Raw genomic sequence first — 18,248 nt, forward strand, 5'->3', positions numbered from 1 at the left:
GTCGCTGCGACGTCCTGTTCGCCATGCTCCGCGACAAGATCCCCTACCAGCCAAGGCCCGCTGCTGCTTGACAAAACCCATAGGGACACCCCCCCGGCAACGCCATCGCTGCAATCGCCCCGGCCGGTGTTTTGGTGACCGTGTGAACAGGGGGCAGGTTGGGCCCGTTCGGCCTGGGCCGGTGGTGGCCGGTCACCGGAAAAAGCGTCTCCGAGAGCGTTCTTGCCGTCTCGGTGAGTGTCAATACGTGCTGGTTGATGGCGTCGGGTGGCCCGCCCCCGAGGGCTTGCGGATTGACATCCGTCGTTTGGTTGGTGAGGATTGGCGCTGAGAGCGCTCTCACGACCTAGCCAATCCACCTGGAGGGTGCACCATGATCCGCGAACTGGGTGTTGTCCTGGGGGTTGCGACGCTCGTCACCGCGCTGGCCTCGGCGCCCGCCGTCAGCGCGTCAGCCGCCCCGCCGCCCGGCCCGGTGCCGCCGGCCGCAGCCCACCCCTCACCCGACCTGCCGGCGGGCCAACGAGCCGCCCTGCGCCGCGACCTCGGCCTGACCGGCGACCAGATCCGGCAACGGTCGACCGTCGAGGCGGGCGCGCCGTCGATCGAGCGACGACTACGCGCCGAGTTGGGAACAACCTACGGCGGGTCCTGGATCGCGGCGGACGGCACCACCCTGGTGGTCGGGGTGACCACCCCCGCCCGTGCCGGCCGGGTCCGCAGCGCCGGCGCCCAGCCAAAGGTGGTCCGCTGGAGCATGGCCGACCTGGACCGGACCAAGGCCGCCCTCGACCGCCGGGCTGGCCGCGCCGGCGCGGCCGTGCACTCCTGGTACGTGGATCCGGCGAGCAACAGCGTGGTGGTCCGGGCCGCGGACACCGCGGCGGCCCACGAGTTCGTCCGCACCACCGGTGCCACCGCCGACACGGTGCGCACTGTGCCGAGCGCGCAGCCGTACCGCCCCGTGTACGACGTCCGGGGCGGCGACCAGTATGTCATCAACAACAGTGTGCTGTGCTCGGTCGGGTTCGCGGTCGCCGGTGGCTTCGTCACCGCCGGACACTGCGGCGGCGTGGGCAGCACCACCAGCGGTAGCGGCGTCGCGCAGGGCATTTTCCGAGGCTCGTCCTTCCCGGGCAACGACTACGCCTGGGTGCAGGTCAACTCATCCTGGACGGCCACGCCGACGGTGAACACCTACAACGGCGGCACGACCAGCGTGGCCGGCTCCGCGGAGGCCGCGATCGGCAGCTCGGTCTGCCGTTCCGGCCGGACCACCGGCTGGCGCTGCGGCACGATCACCGCCCGGGACGTCACGGTCAACTACTCCGGCTCCCTGGTCTACGGGCTGGTCGCCAGCAGCGCGTGCGCGCAGCCCGGTGACTCCGGCGGCTCGTTCATCTCCGGCAACCAGGCCCAGGGCGTCACCTCCGGTGCCGGCGGCGACTGCAACTCCGGTGGCACCACCGTCTACCAGCCGGTGAACGAGATCCTCGGCGCGTACGGGCTCGCCCTCACCACCACCGGGGGCGGCGGCGCGAGCCAGATCATTGGATACGCCGGCAAGTGCATCGACGTCCCCAACTCCAACGCCGCCGACGGCCAGTACCTGCAACTGTGGACCTGCAACGGCACCAACGCCCAGCGGTGGACCTTCGCCGGCGACGGCACCGTCCGGGCGCTCGGGCTGTGCATGGACGTGGCCTGGGGGTCGACCGCGAACGGCGCGGTGATCCAGCTCGCCAACTGCAGCGGCAACCCGGCGCAGCAGTTCGTGCTCAGCGGGGCCGGAGACCTGGTCAACCCGCAGGCCAACAAGTGCGTCGACGTGCAGGACTGGAACAGCGCGGACGGCGCGCGGCTGCTGCTCTGGGAGTGCCACGGCGGCGCCAACCAGAAGTGGCGGCGCGGCTGAGGACAACTCCGGTCGGGTCGGTCGGCCTCGTCGCCGGCCGACCCGTTCCCGGCCCGGCGGTCGTCGTCGCCCCTGGTGGTCGCCGCTCGGGCGACGCGGCGACGACTGACGCGCACCGCGATCGGACGGCGGGGGTGGAGATGGTCATTGCATTGACCTGCACGGCTGCCTACTTCTTGGTGTATGGGTATTCCTACTGAACCGATCGGCAGCATGCTTCGTTCACCAGAGCTCTCGCCGGCCCCCGCCGACCATGCCCCGGGGCGACTGGACCGGGTGGCGCTGGAGGTGCTCTACGACCGGGCGGTGCAGGACGCCGTCGCCCGCTTCGAGGAGCTCGGCTCGCCCGTGGTCACCGACGGAAAACAGCGCAAGCCCAGCTTCGCCACGTAACCGGGTCACGGACCGTCGGTCGTCGCAGTGACAAGCCTGCGCTTCATCGGCGCCGGTCGCGCAGTCCCTCGTCATCGCCTTCAGCGGCCTCGCGCGCCCTGGGCACCCAGGTCGATCGGAGGTGGATCGGCATGCAGCCAGGTCAGCGCGGGGATTTGCGCTCGCTCGCCGCCTGCGTTCGCAGCACTCAGATCGCCATCGCCGGTGATTGAGCACCGCAAGAAAGAGCTGTAGCCCGTCGCTGGACTCCTGAGGAAACACACTGACGACGGCGGCCATCAGCGCCGGCCCGCTTCCATGGCCTTCACCCTGAATTCGGGGGCTCGGCACTCCCTCTGCCCCACCCCACGGACGAGACCTCTAACGACGCCGCAGGCTTGCGTCGTGCTACGGGCCGCTCAGTCGCTCCCCCTGACAGGGCTTTCGACGCTGGGCTTCAACCCGACCCGTGTCCATACCGAGCCGCCAGCCTGCTACCGGGCCTCTGGCGCCTACCCGGACCGGAGACCGCGCGACCTATTGGGCAGGCTGGTCGGGCAGAGAAGCCAATGACGGGCCTCGTGGTTCGGCGGGCGCGGACGACAGGGAACTGACCTGCCGGAGGATCTGCTCGACGTTCTTGACGTTCGTCGCGTCCACCACGATCCGAGTGTCATCCTGGGACATCGAGATCTCGATCTTAATGTTGGGGCGACGGGGTTGCTGGAACCACACCGCCAATGATCCGGCCAGAACGGACAGTGTGCCGCCACTCGCCAGCGCGACGCTCAACACGTCCCACGCCGCGCCCATCTCGTCCGGCCCGGCCGGCGCAGGCACGAGGGCCAACCGACCCCGCAGGCCGTCCTCAAGGCGCAGCCAGTCGAAGAGGGACCTGAGATCCACTTCGTCGCCGCCGACGACGGAAATCTGCGCGTACACCCGTCCAGTATGCGCCTGGCCGCCACGATAATGATGACCATTAGAGTTCTTCAGGTTGCGGCGGACCCCAGAACCAGGCGAAGGAACCCCATGACCCGTCTTCCCGACCCGGCCCGTTCCCGAGTGGTCCTCGTCGGCACCGCCGCCTACCACGCCAAAGACCTCTCCGACCTGCCGTCTGTGACCAACAACGTCAATGCCCTGGCCGAGGCACTCACCGACCCTGCCAACGGTGGGTTCAAGCCAGAGCACTGTGTCCGGCTACGGGACCCCGCTGAGCCCAGAGACGTCTCCCGGGCGCTGCGGAACGCGGCCGCGCAGGCCGAGGACACGCTGCTGGTGTATTTCGCTGGCCACGGCATGACCGGTCCGCGCCGGCACGACCTGTTCCTGTGCACGTCCGACAGCGACCCCACCGAGTTGGCGCTCAGCGCGCTGCCGTACGAACACCTTCGTGACGTGGTCCTGGATAGTCCCGCGAACAACCGCATCGTCATCCTCGACTGCTGCTACAGCGGTCGAGCGGCTCAGGATCTGATGGGCGACGTGCCCGGCGTACTCGATCAACTCGAAATCGCGGGTACCTGGATCCTTGCCGCAACTCCGGCCAACGCGCCCGCCCTGGCGCCGCGGGGCGCACGGTACACGGTCTTCACCGGCCATCTACTCAGCCTATTGACAGGTGGGCTGCACGGCGGTGGTGAGCTGATCGCGCTGCCGGACATATATCGCCAGATCCGCCGGGAGATGACGGCCAGCGGGATGCGCCCACCGCATCAACGTGGCACCGACACGGTCGACCTCCTGGCTCTGACCCGCAATCCGGCATACATCCCGGGATCGGACGTACGCGACCCTGCCGAATGGATCCGTAGCCAACTGCACGCAGTGCCAACAGATGCGGAGACAGCGCCACCGTCCGGACCTCGGGTCGGTCCGGCGACCCGGTTCGAGTCGGGCCTGCGCGGACTCGTGCGGCGAGCCTTCCGGCGTACGCCTACCGGTCCGCTGCTGCCAGTAGAACTCGTCAGTGGGATCCGGGACGAGGTGGTGGAGCGCCGAACTGTTCTTGACGGCTTCATTTTGGTACCGAACCGGTACGTACTCGGGCTGTCACCATTCGACTGGGATCGGATGAAGCCCTACCAGGAGGCGCTCACCAACGAACTCGTCGCATGGCTCGCCGAATACGTTGCCGAACAGCAGTGGCGCGTGTTGGGTGAGCTGTCGATCGTCGTCGAAGTGGACCCCCAGCTGGTGACCGGCCGCATCCGGATCGTGTCCCGCATCGAACCCGGCTCCTGAGGCGGCAGCGAGGGCGGTTCGGGACGGCGGCCGACTTCGCTCGCACACCGCTTCGGTCGGACCCTGCGGCGATCACCTCGCCGCCACACACAAGGTATTGGGGACTCGGGGTGGCGACCATCGCCCACTGCGACGCCAAGCTTGAGCGCTACCGAGCAGCCCTCGACGCCGGAGGCGACCCGGCTGTGGTTATCGGCTGGATCGCCCAAACCCAGGCGGAGCGGACGCGTGCCGAAGCCGGTCTCCACGCCACACCGAACAAGAGCTCATATCGGATGAGCCGAGCAGAGATCACCAACCTGGTACAAGCGCTCGGCGACATCGTCACCGTGCTCCGCGACGCAGACCCCGCTGACAAGGCCGAGGTCTACCGTCAGCTCGGCCTCAGTCATGGTGCTCGGCACGCAGCGCGGTCAGGTCCAACTCGACGTCAGGCAGTACGACGCGCCGCTCTTCCAGCAGGGTGATCCGCTCGTGCATCGCCGCCATCAAGTCACGGTCAAGATCCCGCACAGCATCGACGAACTCCTCGGTGGTGAGGACCAGCCGGCCCCTCACCGGATCGGCGAACGTGACGTCAACGTCCTGTTCGCAGCGTCGATTCCACCAGTCGACCGTCACCGCGTCGGCACCGTTGATGATGGTGCGCCACCATCGAATCACCGGGCCGTTGCCCGCACATGCGAGGAGTCGCTCACGGCGCGGGACCAGTCGAGCCTGCCGGCTGTCTGCAGTTAGGCCAGCAGCAGCTCGTGCAGCCGCTGCCACACCCCCGCCCGGTTCCACTCCTCCAGCCGCCGCCAGCACGTCATCCCCGACCCGAACCCCAACTCCTGCGGCAGGAACTCCCACTGGATGCCCGTGTGCAGCACGAACAAGATCCCACACAGCACCTGCCGATCCGGGATCCGCTTACGTCCCGGATGCCGTGGGTTGCGCACGGGCTTGGGCAGCAACGGCTCGATGCGCTGCCACAGCCCGTCCGGCACCATCCACGGCGGCTGCTCACCACGCCTCACGGCCCGACATCGTAGATCGTTCTCCACAACGGACGACAGACCCACAGATCATTTTGTTAGGAACTCTAAGCGGCGCGGCAACGTGTGCGCCACCTTTTGGTCACGGCCGCAAAGTTTCACGTATAGCATCGATGCATATAGACAGATCAATCAGAACTTCCTACTGTGGTCGCACGGCCCGAGACCGCTCTCTATACGATCCGCTCGGCGGCCGGCGCGTGAAGTGTGCTCGACGACGCAGGTCGACGTCGCGGCATCCTCGGCCGCGGCGCGACGGCACGCGCCCTGCCTGGCGAACTTGGTCAGGAAGGGGCACTAGTGATTCGACAGCCCATCGTTCGATGGCGGCCAAAGGCGGCCGCCCTGCTTCTGGTCGCCCCGGGACTCAGCGTCCTCGCCGCGCCGGCAACCCCGGCCACGGCGGCGATCAACCCCGTCGACTTCCAGCAGGTCACGCTCGCCAAGGGCGTAGCCGAGACCGGCGAACCCATGGCGCTCGCGGTGCTGCCGGACCGCTCAGTCCTGCACACCGCGCGCAACGGCACCCTGCGCCGCACCGACGCGCTCGGCAACACATCGGTGATCGCGAACATACCTGTGTACACGCACGACGAGGAGGGCCTGCAGGGCGTCGCTGCCGACCCGAACTTCGCCAGCAACCGCAATATCTACCTGTACTACGCGCCGCCGCTAAGCACCCCCGCCGGCGACGCGCCTGCCACCGGTACCGCAACCGACTGGGTAACCTGGACCGGGGTCAACCGCCTGTCCCGGTTCACTCTGAACGCCGACTACACGGTAGACATGGCCAGCCAGGTCACCGTGCTGGAGGTGACGACCAGCCGCGGCATCTGCTGCCACGTCGGCGGTGACATCGACTTCGACGCGGCCGGCAACTTGTACCTGTCCACCGGCGACGACACCAACCCGTTCGAGTCGAGCGGGTACTCGCCGATCGACGAGCGCACCAACCGCAACCCGGCCTACGACGCGCAACGCACCTCCGGCAACACCAACGACCTGCGCGGCAAGGTCCTGCGGATCAAGGTCAACGCCAACGGGACCTACTCGATCCCGGCCGGCAACATGTTCGCGCCGGGCACCGCCAACACCCGGCCCGAGATCTACGCCATGGGCTTTCGCAACCCGTTCCGGATTAGCGTCGACAAGGCGACCGGCATCGTCTACCTCGGCGACTACGGGCCGGACGCGGGCCGGACCGACGCCAACCGGGGCCCGTCCGGTCAGGTCGAGTTCGACCGGATCACGGGGCCGGGCTTTTACGGCTGGCCGTACTGCACCGGCACGAACACCACCACCGAGACGTACAACGAGTGGAACTTCGCGACCAACTCCACCGGCCCGAAGTTCAACTGCGCCGGCGGCCCGACGAACAACTCCTTTCGCAACACGGGCCTGACCACGTTGCCGGCGGCCAAACCCGCCTGGATTCGTTACGCCGGCGACGCCGGCTCCCCGCCCGAGTTCGGCACCGGTTCCGAGTCGCCGATGGGTGGCCCGGTCTACCGGTACGACGCCGCCAACCCGTCGACCACGAAATTCCCCGCCAGCCTGGATGGGCAGTACTTCGCCGGCGAGTTCGGCCGCGGCTGGATCAAGCCCATCGTGGTCAACGCGGACGGCTCGCCGGGTGTGATCGACAACTTTCCGTGGAACGGCAAGCAGGTCATGGACATGGCTTTCGGCCCGGACGGGTCGCTGTACGTCCTGGACTACGGCACCGGCTACTTCAACGGCGACGCCAACTCCGCAGTCTACCGCTACGACTACGTCGGCGCCGCCGGCAACCGCGCCCCGACCGCGGTCGCCAGCGCCGACAAGACATCCGGCGCGCCACCCCTCGCCGTGACGTTCTCCTCGGCGGGCTCCAGCGACCCCGACGGCGGGGCGCTGACCTACTCGTGGGCGTTCGGCGATGGCGGCACCTCCACCGCAGCCAGCCCGTCGCACACGTACACCACCAACGGCAACTATGTCGCCACCCTGACGGTGCGCGACCCGCAGGGCGCCACCGGCACGGCCAGCGTGCCGATCAGCGTCGGCAACACCGCGCCGACGGTCGTCGTCAACAGCCCCGCCGCCGGGCAGTTGGCCGGCTTCGGTGAGAGCGTCCCGTGGAGCGTCACGGTCACCGACCCGGAGGACGGCACGATCGACTGCGCCAAGGTGACCATGTCCTACCTGATCGGGCACGACCAGCACGCCCACCAGATCACCTCGCAGACCGGCTGCTCCGGCACGATCACCATCCCGGTGGACGGCGAGCACGACGACGCGGCGAACATCTTCCCGATCTTCGACGCGTCGTACACCGACAAGGGCGGCCTGGCCACCCACGCGCAGAGCATCCTCGCACCGAAACACCGGCAGGCCGAGCACTACAAGACCTCGTCGGGTATCACCAAGGTCAGCAGGGCCACGGCCGAGGGTGGCATGAGCGTCGCCGACATCAACAACGGCGACTGGATCCAGTTCGACCCGTACAAGCTCAACAACGTCACCTCGTTCACCGCCCGGGTGTCGTCTGCCGGGGCTGGCGGCACGCTGCGGTTCCGGACCGGGTCACCAACCGGCACGATCATCGGCTCGGCGACGGTCACCCAGACCGGGTCCTGGGACACGTACGTCACGGTGAGCGGCACCATCAGCGGCGCACCGGCAGGCACCACCTCGCTGTACGTCACGTTCGCTGGCAACGGCAAGCGCGCGCTGTTCGACCTGGACAGCTTCACGTTCGTCACTGGTTAGAAGGGGAGACCACCGATCATGACGCGTAGACTCGCTCTCTGCCTCGCCATCGTGGTCGCCGTGCTCGGCTTCAACGTCGTGCCGGCCCACGCCGCGCCGGACTTCACCGTGCTCGTCTTCAGCAAGACCGCCGGATTCCGCCACGACTCCATCTCCACCGGCATCCAGGCGATCCGCGACCTCGGCACGGCGAACAACTTCGCCGTCGAGGCCACGGAGGACGCCACCCAGTTCAACCCGACGAACCTGGCCCGGTTCCAGGCGGTCATCTGGCTGTCCACCACCGGCGACGTACTCGACGCGACCCAGCAGACCGCGTTCGAGAACTACATCCGCGCCGGCGGCGGCTACGTCGGCGTGCACGCGGCGGCCGACACGGAGTACACCTGGGCCTGGTACGGCGACCTCGTCGGGGCGTACTTCGCCAGCCACCCGACCATCCAGGCCGCGACGGTCCGGATCGCCGACACGATCCACCCGTCGACGGCCGGCCTGCCGGTCGCGTGGACCCGCACCGACGAGTGGTACAACTACCGCACCAACCCCCGCCCGCAGGTGCACGTCCTCGCCACGCTCGACGAGTCCACCTACACCGGCGGCACGATGGGCGGCGACCATCCCATCTCGTGGTGCCGGGCCTACGACGGCGGCCGGTCGTTCTACACCGGCATGGGCCACACCATCGGCAGCTACGGCGAGGCGAACTACCGTACGCACCTGCTCGGCGGCATCCGCTACGCCGCGCAGGGCACCGGTGACTGCACGGTCAGCGCTCCCCCGCCAGACCTGGCGCTGAACCACCCCGCCACGGCGTCCAGCGTGCAGAACGCCTCCTTCCCCGCCTCGAACGCCGTGGACGCCTCCCCCACGACGCAGTGGACGAGCGCGTCGTCCGACCCGCAGTGGATCCGGGTCGACCTCGGCGGCACGTACACCATCAACCGGGTCCTGCTGGTGTGGGGAACCACGTACGGCAAGAACTACCAGATCCAGACCTCGGCCGACGGGAACACCTGGACCACGATCCGGACCATCACCAACGGCAACGGCGGTGAGGACGACAACTTCGCCCTGAACGCCTCGACCAGGTACGTACGCATCTACGGCACGGCCCGCGGCAGCAGGAAGGCCGGCTACTCGCTGTTCACGTTCCAGGTGTACGGGACGTGATTGTGTCACCTGCCGACCCGCGGGGGATTCAACCGTCGGCGCCGTAATCGAACCCGCACTGACGAGAGCGGCGCGGAGGAGATCGCCAGCAGAGGCGGCACCACCGACGAATGGTGGTGCCGCCTCTGCGCTCTCTCGGCCAGCGGCCTGACCTGCAGCTGCAAACTCATCCGGCGCCGCGCCCCGCAGCGCGACACCGACCCCGCTACGACTCGCTGCTGACCGTCACCCTCGACGACACGCCGGCGGGCGGGACGGCGCTCACCCTCGTACACGAACGGCTCGACGAGCTGGCGGCGGCGCTGCCGCAGGTCGCCGACAACGTCCGGGGCGCATTCGGACAGTTCCGGCGTCGTCGGTCCCGCGCACCCCCTCGTACGGCGGCGGCACGTCGTACATCACGATGTCCTTTGCGTGGTCCGCGAGGACCGCGTCGAGGTCGCCCCCGGTGCACCGCGTCGGCCCAGTGCTCGATCAACACGCGGATCTGCTCTTCGTCGGACGCCATGTTCGGTCCTTTCCGGGTTACGGGTTGCCGTCAGGACTACAACCCGGGCCGTGCCGGAAAGTCATCGCACCCTCCCGCGCCGGGTAGACCGCCCGCGCCGGCGGGGCTCAGCTCCACCGTTTCCAGGCCAGCATCCGCTCCGGGTACGGCTGAAGCCACGCCCGTTCGGCCAGCGGCGATCCCTCCCGGCTCAGGTCGGTGGGCAGTTCCCGCCGTCCGCGCCGCTGGATCGGGGTCAACGACCGGTTCGCCGCGATCTTGCACAGCCACAGTCGCCGCCGGTTGCTGCCCGAACACGACCGGCCGTAAGGCCCGGCCGTGTCCTCGACGGTTAGACGGCAGCGTCCTGGACGGGCCGGGTGCTGGCGGCGACCATTCCTGCGGTGACCGGGGAGGGCCTGAAGCCCTTGACGATCAGGTATGTGCCCGGCGAGAACTCCCACACAGCGATGGGTATGGCCGCGACCGCCGTGCTGTCACCCGCGGGATTGTGCCCGGCCGCCCGGCGCCGCCCCGGACCCCGACCGCCGACCAGGCCGTGGTCGTGCTCGATGACGCGCGCCGCGGCCATGGCCCGCGCGTAGTCGTGTCGAGGGTGAGGGGTCGGCCTGGTTGGCTGGAGCCAGGCTGTGTCTGGTGTCATCCCGTGTCGCGCTGACACAGCACGCGGTCGGGCGTGAGGATGTGGGCATGAGTTCATCGCAGCCCGTCGTCGACCCCGGGCCCGAGCCGGACACGACCGCGGGCGGGCCGGTGAATACTGCTGGCGCGCGGTCCGGGCCCCCATCGCCGGACGCCCCCGGGTCTTCCCCGGATCACCGCTACCTGCTCGACAACGCCCGGGTGGAGGCGGGCGAGCGGTTCACCTGGCTGGCCGAGCTGTTCGACGGTGTCACGCGTGGGCACATCGACCGGCTCGGAGTGAGGGCGGGCTGGCGCTGCTGGGAAGTTGGTGCTGGAGGCCCCAGCATTCCCGAGGCACTCGCCACGGCCGTCGGACCAACCGGTTATGTGTTGGCCACGGACATCAATCCGGCCTGGTTGGACCCGCACGGCGGGTACGAGGTGCTCCGGCACGACATCGTCGGGGACCCGCCGCCGCAGCCAGGCACGTTCGACCTGGTACACGCGCGGCTCGTGCTCGTTCACGTGCCCGACCGTGCCCGGGCGTTGGCGACCATGGTGGCGGCGCTGCGGCCCGGCGGTTGGCTATTGGTCGAGGACGCCGACACCGAGCTGCAGCCGCTGGCCTGCCTCGATGAGGTTGGCCCGGCGCAGCGGCGCGCCAACCGGCTGCGGCGCGCCGTCCGGGAGTTGATGACCCGCCGCGGCGCCGATCTGCGCTACGGCCGCACGCTACCGCGGGCGTTGCGGGCGGCGGGCCTAGTCGATGTCACGGCGGCCGGCTGCTTCCCGGTCGGCGGGGCAGCCTGCGACCGGCTGGAGACCGCGACGGTCCGCATGGTCCGCGCCGAGTTACTCGCCGCAGGGCTGGCCAACGACGTCGAGATCGACGCGCACCTGGCCGCCGTCGATGCCGGCGAACTCGACCTCACCCTCGCGCCGCTGATCTCGGCATGGGGACGCCGCCCGGGATAGCCCTTGCAGACGATCACTTCGGCCGAAACGCCGTCGCGAAACCAGACGAGGCCCGGGTCACGATCAGGTCGAACACTCCCGATCACGTGCCCTGTTCACGCTGCTTGGTGATGTTGTCGATGCATGGCGGCCCGAGCACGCGTAGGTGCGCCTTGCCGGTGGCATGGGGTTCGACGGTTGCGGTGGCCGGTGCCTGCGGGCCGGGCGATGCAGTGTGGGTCCGGCTGGCGTGCACTGGGACGGCCGGCCGGGCGCAGCGTTGGAGGGCAGCTTGGTGGCTTCCCCGATTTGCGCCTCGCGCAAGGTGGTGAGAATCGCGATGGCGGTATCGACTGTCGAGGACGGGCAGGCGTGGTGGGAGCGGCTCGGTCGCCGGACCGGGTGCGAGAGTCTTGTAGCCCTTGGAGGCCACGTCGATGGTGGAGCCGTGCTGCCACTCGCCAAGCAGTACAGCGGACACGCCCAGGTCATCGCCGAGAGTGGGAACGGTCTTGGCCCGCATGGATGCGTTGGCGGGTGGTACGGCGGTGATGAGGACGACCAGCGGAAGGGCTTCCTCGTCGGGCGCCTGCTGTCGCAGGGCGTCCAGGTCGTTCAGCGCGTGCTCGTCGAGGATGCAACTGCGGTGCAGGAGCCGGACCTCGATCGCGGCGAGTGCGTGGTCGATGCCGTCGGCGATGTGCAGCCGCGGCCATGGTGCGAGGGCCGTAGCGTCGGGGCCGAGAAGCGAGACCAGGGTGGCGGAGTCACTGATGACTTCACCGCGTGCGTCGGGGTGATGCGGGCAAAGGACCCACCGTCGCCGAGTGCGACACGAAACTCGTGCGCTACCGGGCAGCACTCGACGCCGGCGCCGACCCGGCCGTCGTCGCCGGCTGGATCGCCGAAACCCGGGCAGAACGCCAACGCGCCGCGCAACGCCACCACACGCCACTCGTAGAGCAACCCCGCACACCCGCACGCCCCAGCGGAAAGCAGATCATCGCCATCGTCGAGGAACTCGGAAACCTCGTGACGGCCCTACGAGACGCCACGCCCGAACACAAACTGCAGGTCTACCGCGCACTCGGACTGCACCTGTCCTACACCCCGGAAACACAAACGATGCGGGCAAGTGTTGACCTTGCCGCGCACCGTTGGGATTCGGTTCGTGTCCGATGATCGACACAAGCCGATACCCAACGCCGATTGCGCCTCGTCGGGGCTATCCATGATTGCCCCGAGCTTCCGCCCGGGACCCACCTCGGCACGAGAGCGGCCTCGGCCGCACGCGCCTCATCGAGCCGATCCCGCGCACGCCCATGCCGAGGACCGTGAGTTGGACATCACGGACCATCAATACGCTACGCGAAGTGGTCGGCTCTGGGTTTCTCGCACATTGCGTGTTCGGTCGGCAGGCGTTGCGTATCTACACGGTGACAACGGTCTTCCCCCTCCCGTGGCCCGCGGCGACGTGCCGAATCGCGTCGGGCGCAGCGCCGAGGGGGTAGGCGCGGTCGATGACCGGCGTGACGGCGCCGGACTCGATGTGTCGGCGCAGCTCGTCGAGGTCTGCGGCGCGTACCTTGGCGACCAGGTTGCGCAGCCGCTGGTGGGTGACCATCGACAGCAGCGGTGCTCGCAGCATCGCTCGGTCGAAGCCGCCGAGCAGTGGACCGCCGCCGTTCTCGCCGCCGACCAGGACCAGCGTTCCGCGGGGCGCGAGCGCGCGCCGTAACAGCCGCAGCGGCCGGTTGCCGGCGGTGTCGATGAGGACGTCGTACCGGGCGCCGTTGCGGTCGATCTCGTCGCGGGTGTAGTCGATGACGTCGGCGCCGAGGGACCGCACGAGGTCGGCCTTTCCGGTGCTGCACACACCGGTCACGGTGGCGCCGTACGCCTTGGCGATCTGCACGGCGAAGCTGCCGACGCCGCCCGCGGCGCCGATGACCATCACCTGCTGGTCCGGCTGGACGCCGGCGCAGTCGCGCACCGCCTGCAGCGCGGTCACGCCGGAGATGGGCGCGGCCGCGGCCTGCTCGAACGTGGTGTTCGCCGGCTTGTGCGCCAGCCGCCAGCGGCGCGCGGTGGCGTACTCGGCGTACGAGCCGCTCTCGCAGACGCCGTAGACCTCGTCGCCGGGGCGCAGGTCGGTCACCGCCGCGCCGACGGCCTCCACCACCCCGGCGAGGTCGACGCCGCGCACCGGCACCTTGGGTCGGCGCAGGCCGAACCCGAACGCGCGCACCAGGTACGGGTAGCCGGTCATGAGGTGCCACACGCCGGGGTCCACACCAGCGGCGCGGACCCGCACGAGCACCTCGTCGTCGCCGACGGGCGGCTGGTCGATGTCGCGTAGCTGCAGCACGTCGGCCGGGCCGTACACGTGCTGGACGATGGCTTTCATGGTGTCTCCTCCTCGGAGGTGTCGGGGTACTGGAACACGTCGTCGAGCCGCACGCCGAAGACGTGCGCGATGAGGAAGGCAGTCTCCAGGGAGGGCGAGTACCGGCCCTGCTCGATGGCGATCACGGTCTGCCGGGTCACGCCGATACGGCTGGCGAGTTCGGCCTGGGTCATCTCGCCATGCGTGAAGCGCAGCGCCCGGATCGAGTTGGTCACGCGGGTCGGCTTCACCACTGCGGCAGCCGCCCGTGGTACATGCCGATCTTCGCGACCGAGCCGAGGACCGCCGACAGCACGAACGCCAGATAGATCACGTTGGCGATCCAGAACTGGTCCCACCCGGCCATCGCCATCAGCATCGCCGCGACCGCGCCGATCACGAGGAACGACTGGCCGACGTGGTCGCCGAGCTGGCCAATCTGCCGGTCCCGGGCGTCGGCCACGCGTGCCGCCTTCGGGCTCACCATGCCGATCGCCATCTCGGCCACGATGTTCGCCACGATCGACGCGCCCACGGTCCATAACAGCGCCGCGGCGTAGGGGACGTCGGCCAGAGGCCGCCCGCCCGTGCGGCCCACGACGATCGTCACGTAGATCGCGTACGCCACTACGGCGACGACCAACATGATCCACGCGCGCTTCTCTCGGTGTGCCATGACCAGCTCCTCGATGTACAAAATCTTCGACACGGCGAAGGTAACCCATACTTGACACCGTGTCCATATTTTTTTACATCCCCACCACGGCCTCGTCGGTTGGGCGCGCACTCGCGGCCAGCGCGGGCAGTCAATTGCGGCTTGACGTGCCGGACTGAAAGGCCGTACGCGCCCCCACCAGGCCCGTTGAGCTTTCTTGGAGCGCTGGTAGGCCCGTTCGAGGTCGCTGATCAGCTCCGCGGCGACCCGACGTCGGGCCTTCCCGACCGCGTCACGAGGTCTGACCGTGGCCAGCAGGGCCTTGGCCTGGGCGGCGGACAGCTCTTCGCCCCGCCGGGGATCAGTTCCAGCAGCAGTTGGTGCAGATGGGGAACCATCCGGGTGTGGTCCTCGCCGAGGGACCGGCGCCGGTCGACCAGAATCCGCAGCAGAGCCGACTGCTCGTCGTCGACGACCGGGCGCAGACCGGCCATCCGGGTGCCGGCCAGCGCGACGGAGCGGGCTGACCGCGCTTGCGCACCCCGCTGCGGCTACTTTTCTGCCGCACGCTCGCCCGAGTCCGCACACGTCTGGCGAGCTGACCGACTTTTGGCGGGTGACGGCGCCGGAGGTTCCGGGCCACCTCGCGGTGCTCAAGGTGGCCGGGCTGCTGATCTCGGCGCGCCGCGGCCGCTACGTGACGTACCGCCTGGACACGGGGGCCTGCACCGGCCTGGGGCGGCAACTGGTGGACGTCCTCGGGCGCTTAACAGCCAGGGCGGATGCGGTCGCCGTGGTGACCGCCTGGCTAGCCTCGATCTTGGTTTCTGTTGTCGTCGGCGGCGGGGGTGAACGCCGAGGCGTGGTCGCGGACGAAGTCGGCGATGTCGCGCGGGGGGCGGCCGAGCAGGTCGGCGACGGTGTCGGTGGTGACGTTTCCCCAGCCGGTGACGTACGCCTGCGCGTACTCCTCGAGCATGTCGACGATCCACGTCGGCACGCCGTAGCCGAGCAGTGTCTTGCGCTTGGCGTCGTCGCTGACCGGCAGGTACGTGACAGACCGGTCGAGAGCGAGACTCATCTGGTGGGCGACCTCGTCGAACGTCAGCGAGCGCGGACCGGTGAGGGTGTAGGTCTGGCCGTGGTGGCGGTCCGGGTCGTCGAGGAGCACGCGGGCGGCGCACTCGGCGATGTCGCGTGCGTCGATCATGCCGATGCGCGCCGCAGCCATGTTCAGCGAGAACGTGCCGGTGGCGGCGATGTCGCTCGCCTCGTTCAGCAGGTTCTGCATGAACCAGTGCGGCCGCAGGATCGTCCAGCGCAGGCCGCACCGTTCGGTTTCCCGATCGGACAGGGCGTGCAGCCGGCCGCTGCGGTTCGGCGCGTCGTGTGCCGCGCGGACGACGGACAGGCGCACGATGCGTTCCACACCGGCCTGCCGTGCGGCCCACACGGCGTTCATGTTGTGCTCGGGAGCGCGCGGGCCGTTCGGAGTGAGCAACCAGGCGTCCTGCACGCCCTCGAAGGCGGCCGGCAGGGAGCGGGGGTCATTTAGGTCAGCGATGACGACGTCGAGGCCCTGCTGGCGTAGGCCGTCGGCGCTGGCCTCGTCTCGGACGAGAGCGCGAAGTTTAACATCGGCGCCCTTGAGGGCTTTTCGCAGGGCGGTGGACACAGTTCCGGTGGCTCCGGTGATCAGCACTGTGCGTGACATATTCATGCTCCCTTGTTGGTGGCCGGGATGCCGACCAGGTTGCGGACGGCGTCCGGGGTCGATTGGGCGGCGGCGATGGTGGTCAGTGCGAGGGCGAACCCGACGCCCTGCCAGGGCGTCAGGGACTCGTGGAGGAACAGCCAGCCCAGGACCGTGGCCACCACGGGCGAGAGCAGGGCGAGGAACGACATGGCGACCACGGGCAGCTTGCCGATGCCGTGAAACCAGGCCACGTACGACAGCAGGGCGCCCACGACCGACAGCCACGCGTAGCCGCCGATGGCGCGGTGGTCCAGTGCGGACGGAAGTCCCTCGAACCCGAGCGCGAGCGGGAGGAGCACGAGACCGCTGGCGGTGAGCTGCCAGCCGGCGATGGTCGCGGCGCCGGCGCCCGCCGGAGCACCCCAACGCTTGGTCAGGACGACCCCGCCGGCCATCACAGCGGCGGCCGCGATGCCGGCCAGGACGCCAATCAGGTCGAAGGAGAGCTGGCCGCGCAGGACGATCAACCCGACGCCCACCACGCCGACCAGGCCCCAGCCGACCCGCCAACGGGTTGGCTGCTCACCGAGCAGCAGGTATGCCAGACCGGCGACGAACAACGGCTGGACGGCGACGAGGGTCGCCGCGACGCCGCCCGGCAATCGATAGGCGGCGACGAACAGCAGCGCGTTGAACGCGCCGATGTTGAGGGTGCCGAGCAGCAGCGAGCGCCACAGCCACTGACCGCGCGGCAGGTTACGCGTGAACGCGAGCAGGATCAGCCCGGCCGGCAGCGCGCGGATCACCGTGGACACCAGCGGATGGTCGGGCGGAAGGAACTCGGTGGTGACGAGGTACGTGGTGCCCCAGCTGATCGGCGCGGTCGCGGTCAGTGCGGTCAGTCCCATCGTGCCGGCGGGCGCGGACGCGGTGCCCGCGTCCGGCCGGCTCAGGGTCTGGGCCATCCAAACTCCTTAACATTGAACTGTTCAACGTTGACGAGAGTAGGCGACTGCTAGGCTAGCGTCAAACAGTTTCACGTTGAGAGATTCTGGAGGCGGCAGGCTCGTGGAGGACAACGTCGACTGGCGGCTGAACCAGTGGCGGACCGAGCGGCCCGACATCGATCCCACACCGATGGGCGTGGTGGCCCGGATCCAGCGCGCCTCCCGGCTCCTCGAGCGTGAGCTTCGCGCCAACTTCGCCGCGCATGACCTGCAGCTGTGGGAATTCGACGTACTGGGGACGCTGCGCCGGTCCGGGCCTCCGTATCAGCTCACCGCCGGGCAGCTGGTCGAATCGGCGATGGTCACCTCCGGAGCGATCACCAACCGGATCGACCGCCTCGTCGCCAGAGGCCTGGTGACCCGCGAGGTCGATCCCGCCAACCGCCGCAGCGTGCTGATCACGCTGACCGAACGCGCCCGAGAGCTGATCGACGACGTCGTCGTCGCCCACGTCGGCCTGGAGGCGAAACTGCTCAACGAGCTGAGCGGCGATGACCAGGACCAGCTCGCCGGACTACTGCGCAAGCTACTCACCAGCCTCGGCGACCACTCCCCCGGCAACCCCCTCAACCCACGAGACTGACGTGTAGGGACCCTGCGTCTCGTGAGATGCCCATCTCCGCCGCTACGTGGGCGATGGGACAGTCCGTGTAGCGTTCGACCAGGCGTCGTCGGCCTTCGATGGCAAGAGGTGCGTTGGCATGGGTCATCGGGCCTCGACCGCCTCGCCGTGCTCGCCATCAGCCGGGATGTCGTCCCTGACAGGACGGGGTAGTGAGTTCCCCCCGCTTTGATGGAGCGGTGGTTACCTGCTGCCGGCTGGTGCAGGGGTAGCGATTGTTGGCTCGGACAGGTCGTGCTGGCGGGTGTGCCAGGCGGTTTCGTACTCGTCGGGGCTGAGGTAGCCCAGTTCCTTCTAGATGCGG

General features: G+C 69.0%; 18 protein-coding genes and 4 pseudogenes. 9 read left to right on the forward strand and 13 right to left on the reverse strand.

What is annotated here, in order from left to right; genetic code table 11:
* Positions 1-373 precede the first annotated feature (373 nt).
* The gene (locus tag AB0H57_RS28890) at positions 374-1,915 is read left to right on the forward strand and encodes a ricin-type beta-trefoil lectin domain protein (protein WP_357511839.1); all 1,542 of its coding nucleotides are present in this window, start codon (positions 374-376) and stop codon (positions 1,913-1,915) included.
* A gap of 213 nt (positions 1,916-2,128) precedes the next feature.
* A complete protein-coding gene (locus AB0H57_RS28895; protein WP_357511840.1) occupies positions 2,129-2,308 on the forward strand; it encodes a hypothetical protein in 180 nt (59 codons plus the stop codon).
* A 516-nt stretch (positions 2,309-2,824) separates the two neighbouring features.
* Here AB0H57_RS28895 and AB0H57_RS28900 read toward each other — a convergent pair.
* A complete protein-coding gene (locus tag AB0H57_RS28900; RefSeq protein WP_357511841.1) occupies positions 2,825-3,229 on the reverse strand; it encodes a hypothetical protein in 405 nt (134 codons plus the stop codon).
* A 9-nt stretch (positions 3,230-3,238) separates the two neighbouring features.
* Here AB0H57_RS28900 and AB0H57_RS28905 point away from each other — a divergent pair, with 9 nt between their 5' ends.
* Positions 3,239-4,534, forward strand: coding sequence for an FhaA domain-containing protein (locus AB0H57_RS28905; protein WP_357511842.1), 1,296 nt, complete (start codon positions 3,239-3,241; stop codon positions 4,532-4,534).
* 384 nt (positions 4,535-4,918) lie between these two features.
* Here AB0H57_RS28905 and AB0H57_RS28910 read toward each other — a convergent pair whose 3' ends face one another.
* Complete coding sequence (locus AB0H57_RS28910) at positions 4,919-5,197, reverse strand: DUF5984 family protein (protein ID WP_357511843.1); 279 nt, start codon at positions 5,195-5,197, stop codon at positions 4,919-4,921.
* A gap of 8 nt (positions 5,198-5,205) precedes the next feature.
* Positions 5,206-5,526: pseudogene (locus AB0H57_RS28915) on the reverse strand (transposase); the annotation flags it as partial.
* Positions 5,527-5,922: 396 nt separating this feature from the next.
* On the opposite strand from AB0H57_RS28915, the gene AB0H57_RS28920 reads away from it, so the two are divergent.
* Together AB0H57_RS28920 and AB0H57_RS28925 are read left to right on the forward strand one after the other, a co-directional pair.
* A complete protein-coding gene (locus AB0H57_RS28920; RefSeq protein WP_357511868.1) occupies positions 5,923-8,322 on the forward strand; it encodes a PQQ-dependent sugar dehydrogenase in 2,400 nt (799 codons plus the stop codon).
* 18 nt (positions 8,323-8,340) lie between these two features.
* A complete protein-coding gene (locus tag AB0H57_RS28925; protein WP_357511844.1) occupies positions 8,341-9,492 on the forward strand; it encodes a ThuA domain-containing protein in 1,152 nt (383 codons plus the stop codon).
* 354 nt (positions 9,493-9,846) lie between these two features.
* Here the strand turns inward: AB0H57_RS28925 and AB0H57_RS28930 are convergent.
* From AB0H57_RS28930 to AB0H57_RS28940, 3 genes and pseudogenes are all read right to left on the reverse strand, one after another.
* Positions 9,847-10,000, reverse strand: a pseudogene (locus AB0H57_RS28930) (DUF4440 domain-containing protein); the annotation flags it as partial.
* Positions 10,001-10,122: 122 nt separating this feature from the next.
* A pseudogene (locus AB0H57_RS28935) lies at positions 10,123-10,275 on the reverse strand (RNA polymerase subunit sigma-70); the annotation flags it as partial.
* 56 nt (positions 10,276-10,331) lie between these two features.
* Positions 10,332-10,571 (reverse strand): hypothetical protein, encoded by a 240-nt coding sequence (locus AB0H57_RS28940; protein ID WP_357511869.1) that lies wholly within the window; start codon positions 10,569-10,571, stop codon positions 10,332-10,334.
* 119 nt (positions 10,572-10,690) lie between these two features.
* Between AB0H57_RS28940 and AB0H57_RS28945 the strand changes: the two genes are divergently transcribed.
* Positions 10,691-11,599 (forward strand): methyltransferase domain-containing protein, encoded by a 909-nt coding sequence (locus AB0H57_RS28945; protein WP_357511845.1) that lies wholly within the window; start codon positions 10,691-10,693, stop codon positions 11,597-11,599.
* An 82-nt stretch (positions 11,600-11,681) separates the two neighbouring features.
* On the opposite strand, the gene AB0H57_RS28950 is transcribed toward AB0H57_RS28945, so the two are convergent.
* Entirely contained in the window at positions 11,682-12,440 is a 759-nt protein-coding gene (locus AB0H57_RS28950) for a hypothetical protein (RefSeq protein WP_357511846.1), read from the reverse strand.
* On the opposite strand from AB0H57_RS28950, the gene AB0H57_RS28955 reads away from it, so the two are divergent.
* Positions 12,422-12,760: a hypothetical protein gene (locus AB0H57_RS28955; protein ID WP_357511847.1), complete on the forward strand. Its 339-nt coding sequence runs from the start codon at positions 12,422-12,424 to the stop codon at positions 12,758-12,760. The genes AB0H57_RS28950 and AB0H57_RS28955 overlap by 19 nt on opposite strands.
* A 247-nt stretch (positions 12,761-13,007) precedes the next feature.
* Here AB0H57_RS28955 and AB0H57_RS28960 read toward each other — a convergent pair whose 3' ends face one another.
* From AB0H57_RS28960 to AB0H57_RS28970, 3 genes are read right to left on the reverse strand one after another with little or no spacing between them, the layout of a single operon-like run.
* Entirely contained in the window at positions 13,008-13,985 is a 978-nt protein-coding gene (locus AB0H57_RS28960; protein WP_357511848.1) for an NAD(P)-dependent alcohol dehydrogenase, read from the reverse strand.
* Positions 13,982-14,218, reverse strand: a complete 237-nt coding sequence (locus tag AB0H57_RS28965; RefSeq protein ID WP_357511849.1) for a helix-turn-helix transcriptional regulator — start codon at positions 14,216-14,218, stop codon at positions 13,982-13,984. Before AB0H57_RS28965 ends, AB0H57_RS28960 begins: the two co-directional genes overlap by 4 nt.
* Positions 14,212-14,640: a hypothetical protein gene (locus AB0H57_RS28970; RefSeq protein WP_357511850.1), complete on the reverse strand. Its 429-nt coding sequence runs from the start codon at positions 14,638-14,640 to the stop codon at positions 14,212-14,214. The genes AB0H57_RS28965 and AB0H57_RS28970 overlap by 7 nt, the downstream gene beginning before the upstream one ends.
* Positions 14,641-15,005: 365 nt before the next feature.
* Here AB0H57_RS28970 and AB0H57_RS28975 point away from each other — a divergent pair, with 365 nt between their 5' ends.
* Entirely contained in the window at positions 15,006-15,146 is a 141-nt protein-coding gene (locus tag AB0H57_RS28975) for a hypothetical protein (RefSeq protein WP_357511851.1), read from the forward strand.
* Positions 15,147-15,427: 281 nt separating this feature from the next.
* Here the strand turns inward: AB0H57_RS28975 and AB0H57_RS28980 are convergent, their stop codons facing one another.
* Both AB0H57_RS28980 and AB0H57_RS28985 read right to left on the reverse strand, forming a co-directional pair.
* On the reverse strand, positions 15,428-16,333 hold the full coding sequence (locus AB0H57_RS28980) for an SDR family oxidoreductase (protein ID WP_357511852.1): 906 nt from the start codon (positions 16,331-16,333) through the stop codon (positions 15,428-15,430).
* A 2-nt stretch (positions 16,334-16,335) separates the two neighbouring features.
* On the reverse strand, positions 16,336-17,280 hold the full coding sequence (locus AB0H57_RS28985; RefSeq protein ID WP_357511853.1) for an EamA family transporter: 945 nt from the start codon (positions 17,278-17,280) through the stop codon (positions 16,336-16,338).
* A 103-nt stretch (positions 17,281-17,383) separates the two neighbouring features.
* Between AB0H57_RS28985 and AB0H57_RS28990 the strand changes: the two genes are divergently transcribed.
* Positions 17,384-17,905 carry a MarR family transcriptional regulator gene (locus AB0H57_RS28990; protein WP_357511854.1) on the forward strand — a complete coding sequence of 174 codons (522 nt, stop codon included), beginning with the start codon at positions 17,384-17,386 and terminating at the stop codon, positions 17,903-17,905.
* A gap of 19 nt (positions 17,906-17,924) precedes the next feature.
* Here AB0H57_RS28990 and AB0H57_RS28995 read toward each other — a convergent pair.
* Positions 17,925-18,032, reverse strand: a pseudogene (locus AB0H57_RS28995) (IS481 family transposase); the annotation flags it as partial.
* Between the last annotated feature and the right edge of the window lie 216 nt (positions 18,033-18,248).

The sequence above is a fragment of the Micromonospora sp. NPDC050686 genome, assembly GCF_040654475.1.
GTDB lineage: Bacteria > Actinomycetota > Actinomycetes > Mycobacteriales > Micromonosporaceae > Micromonospora.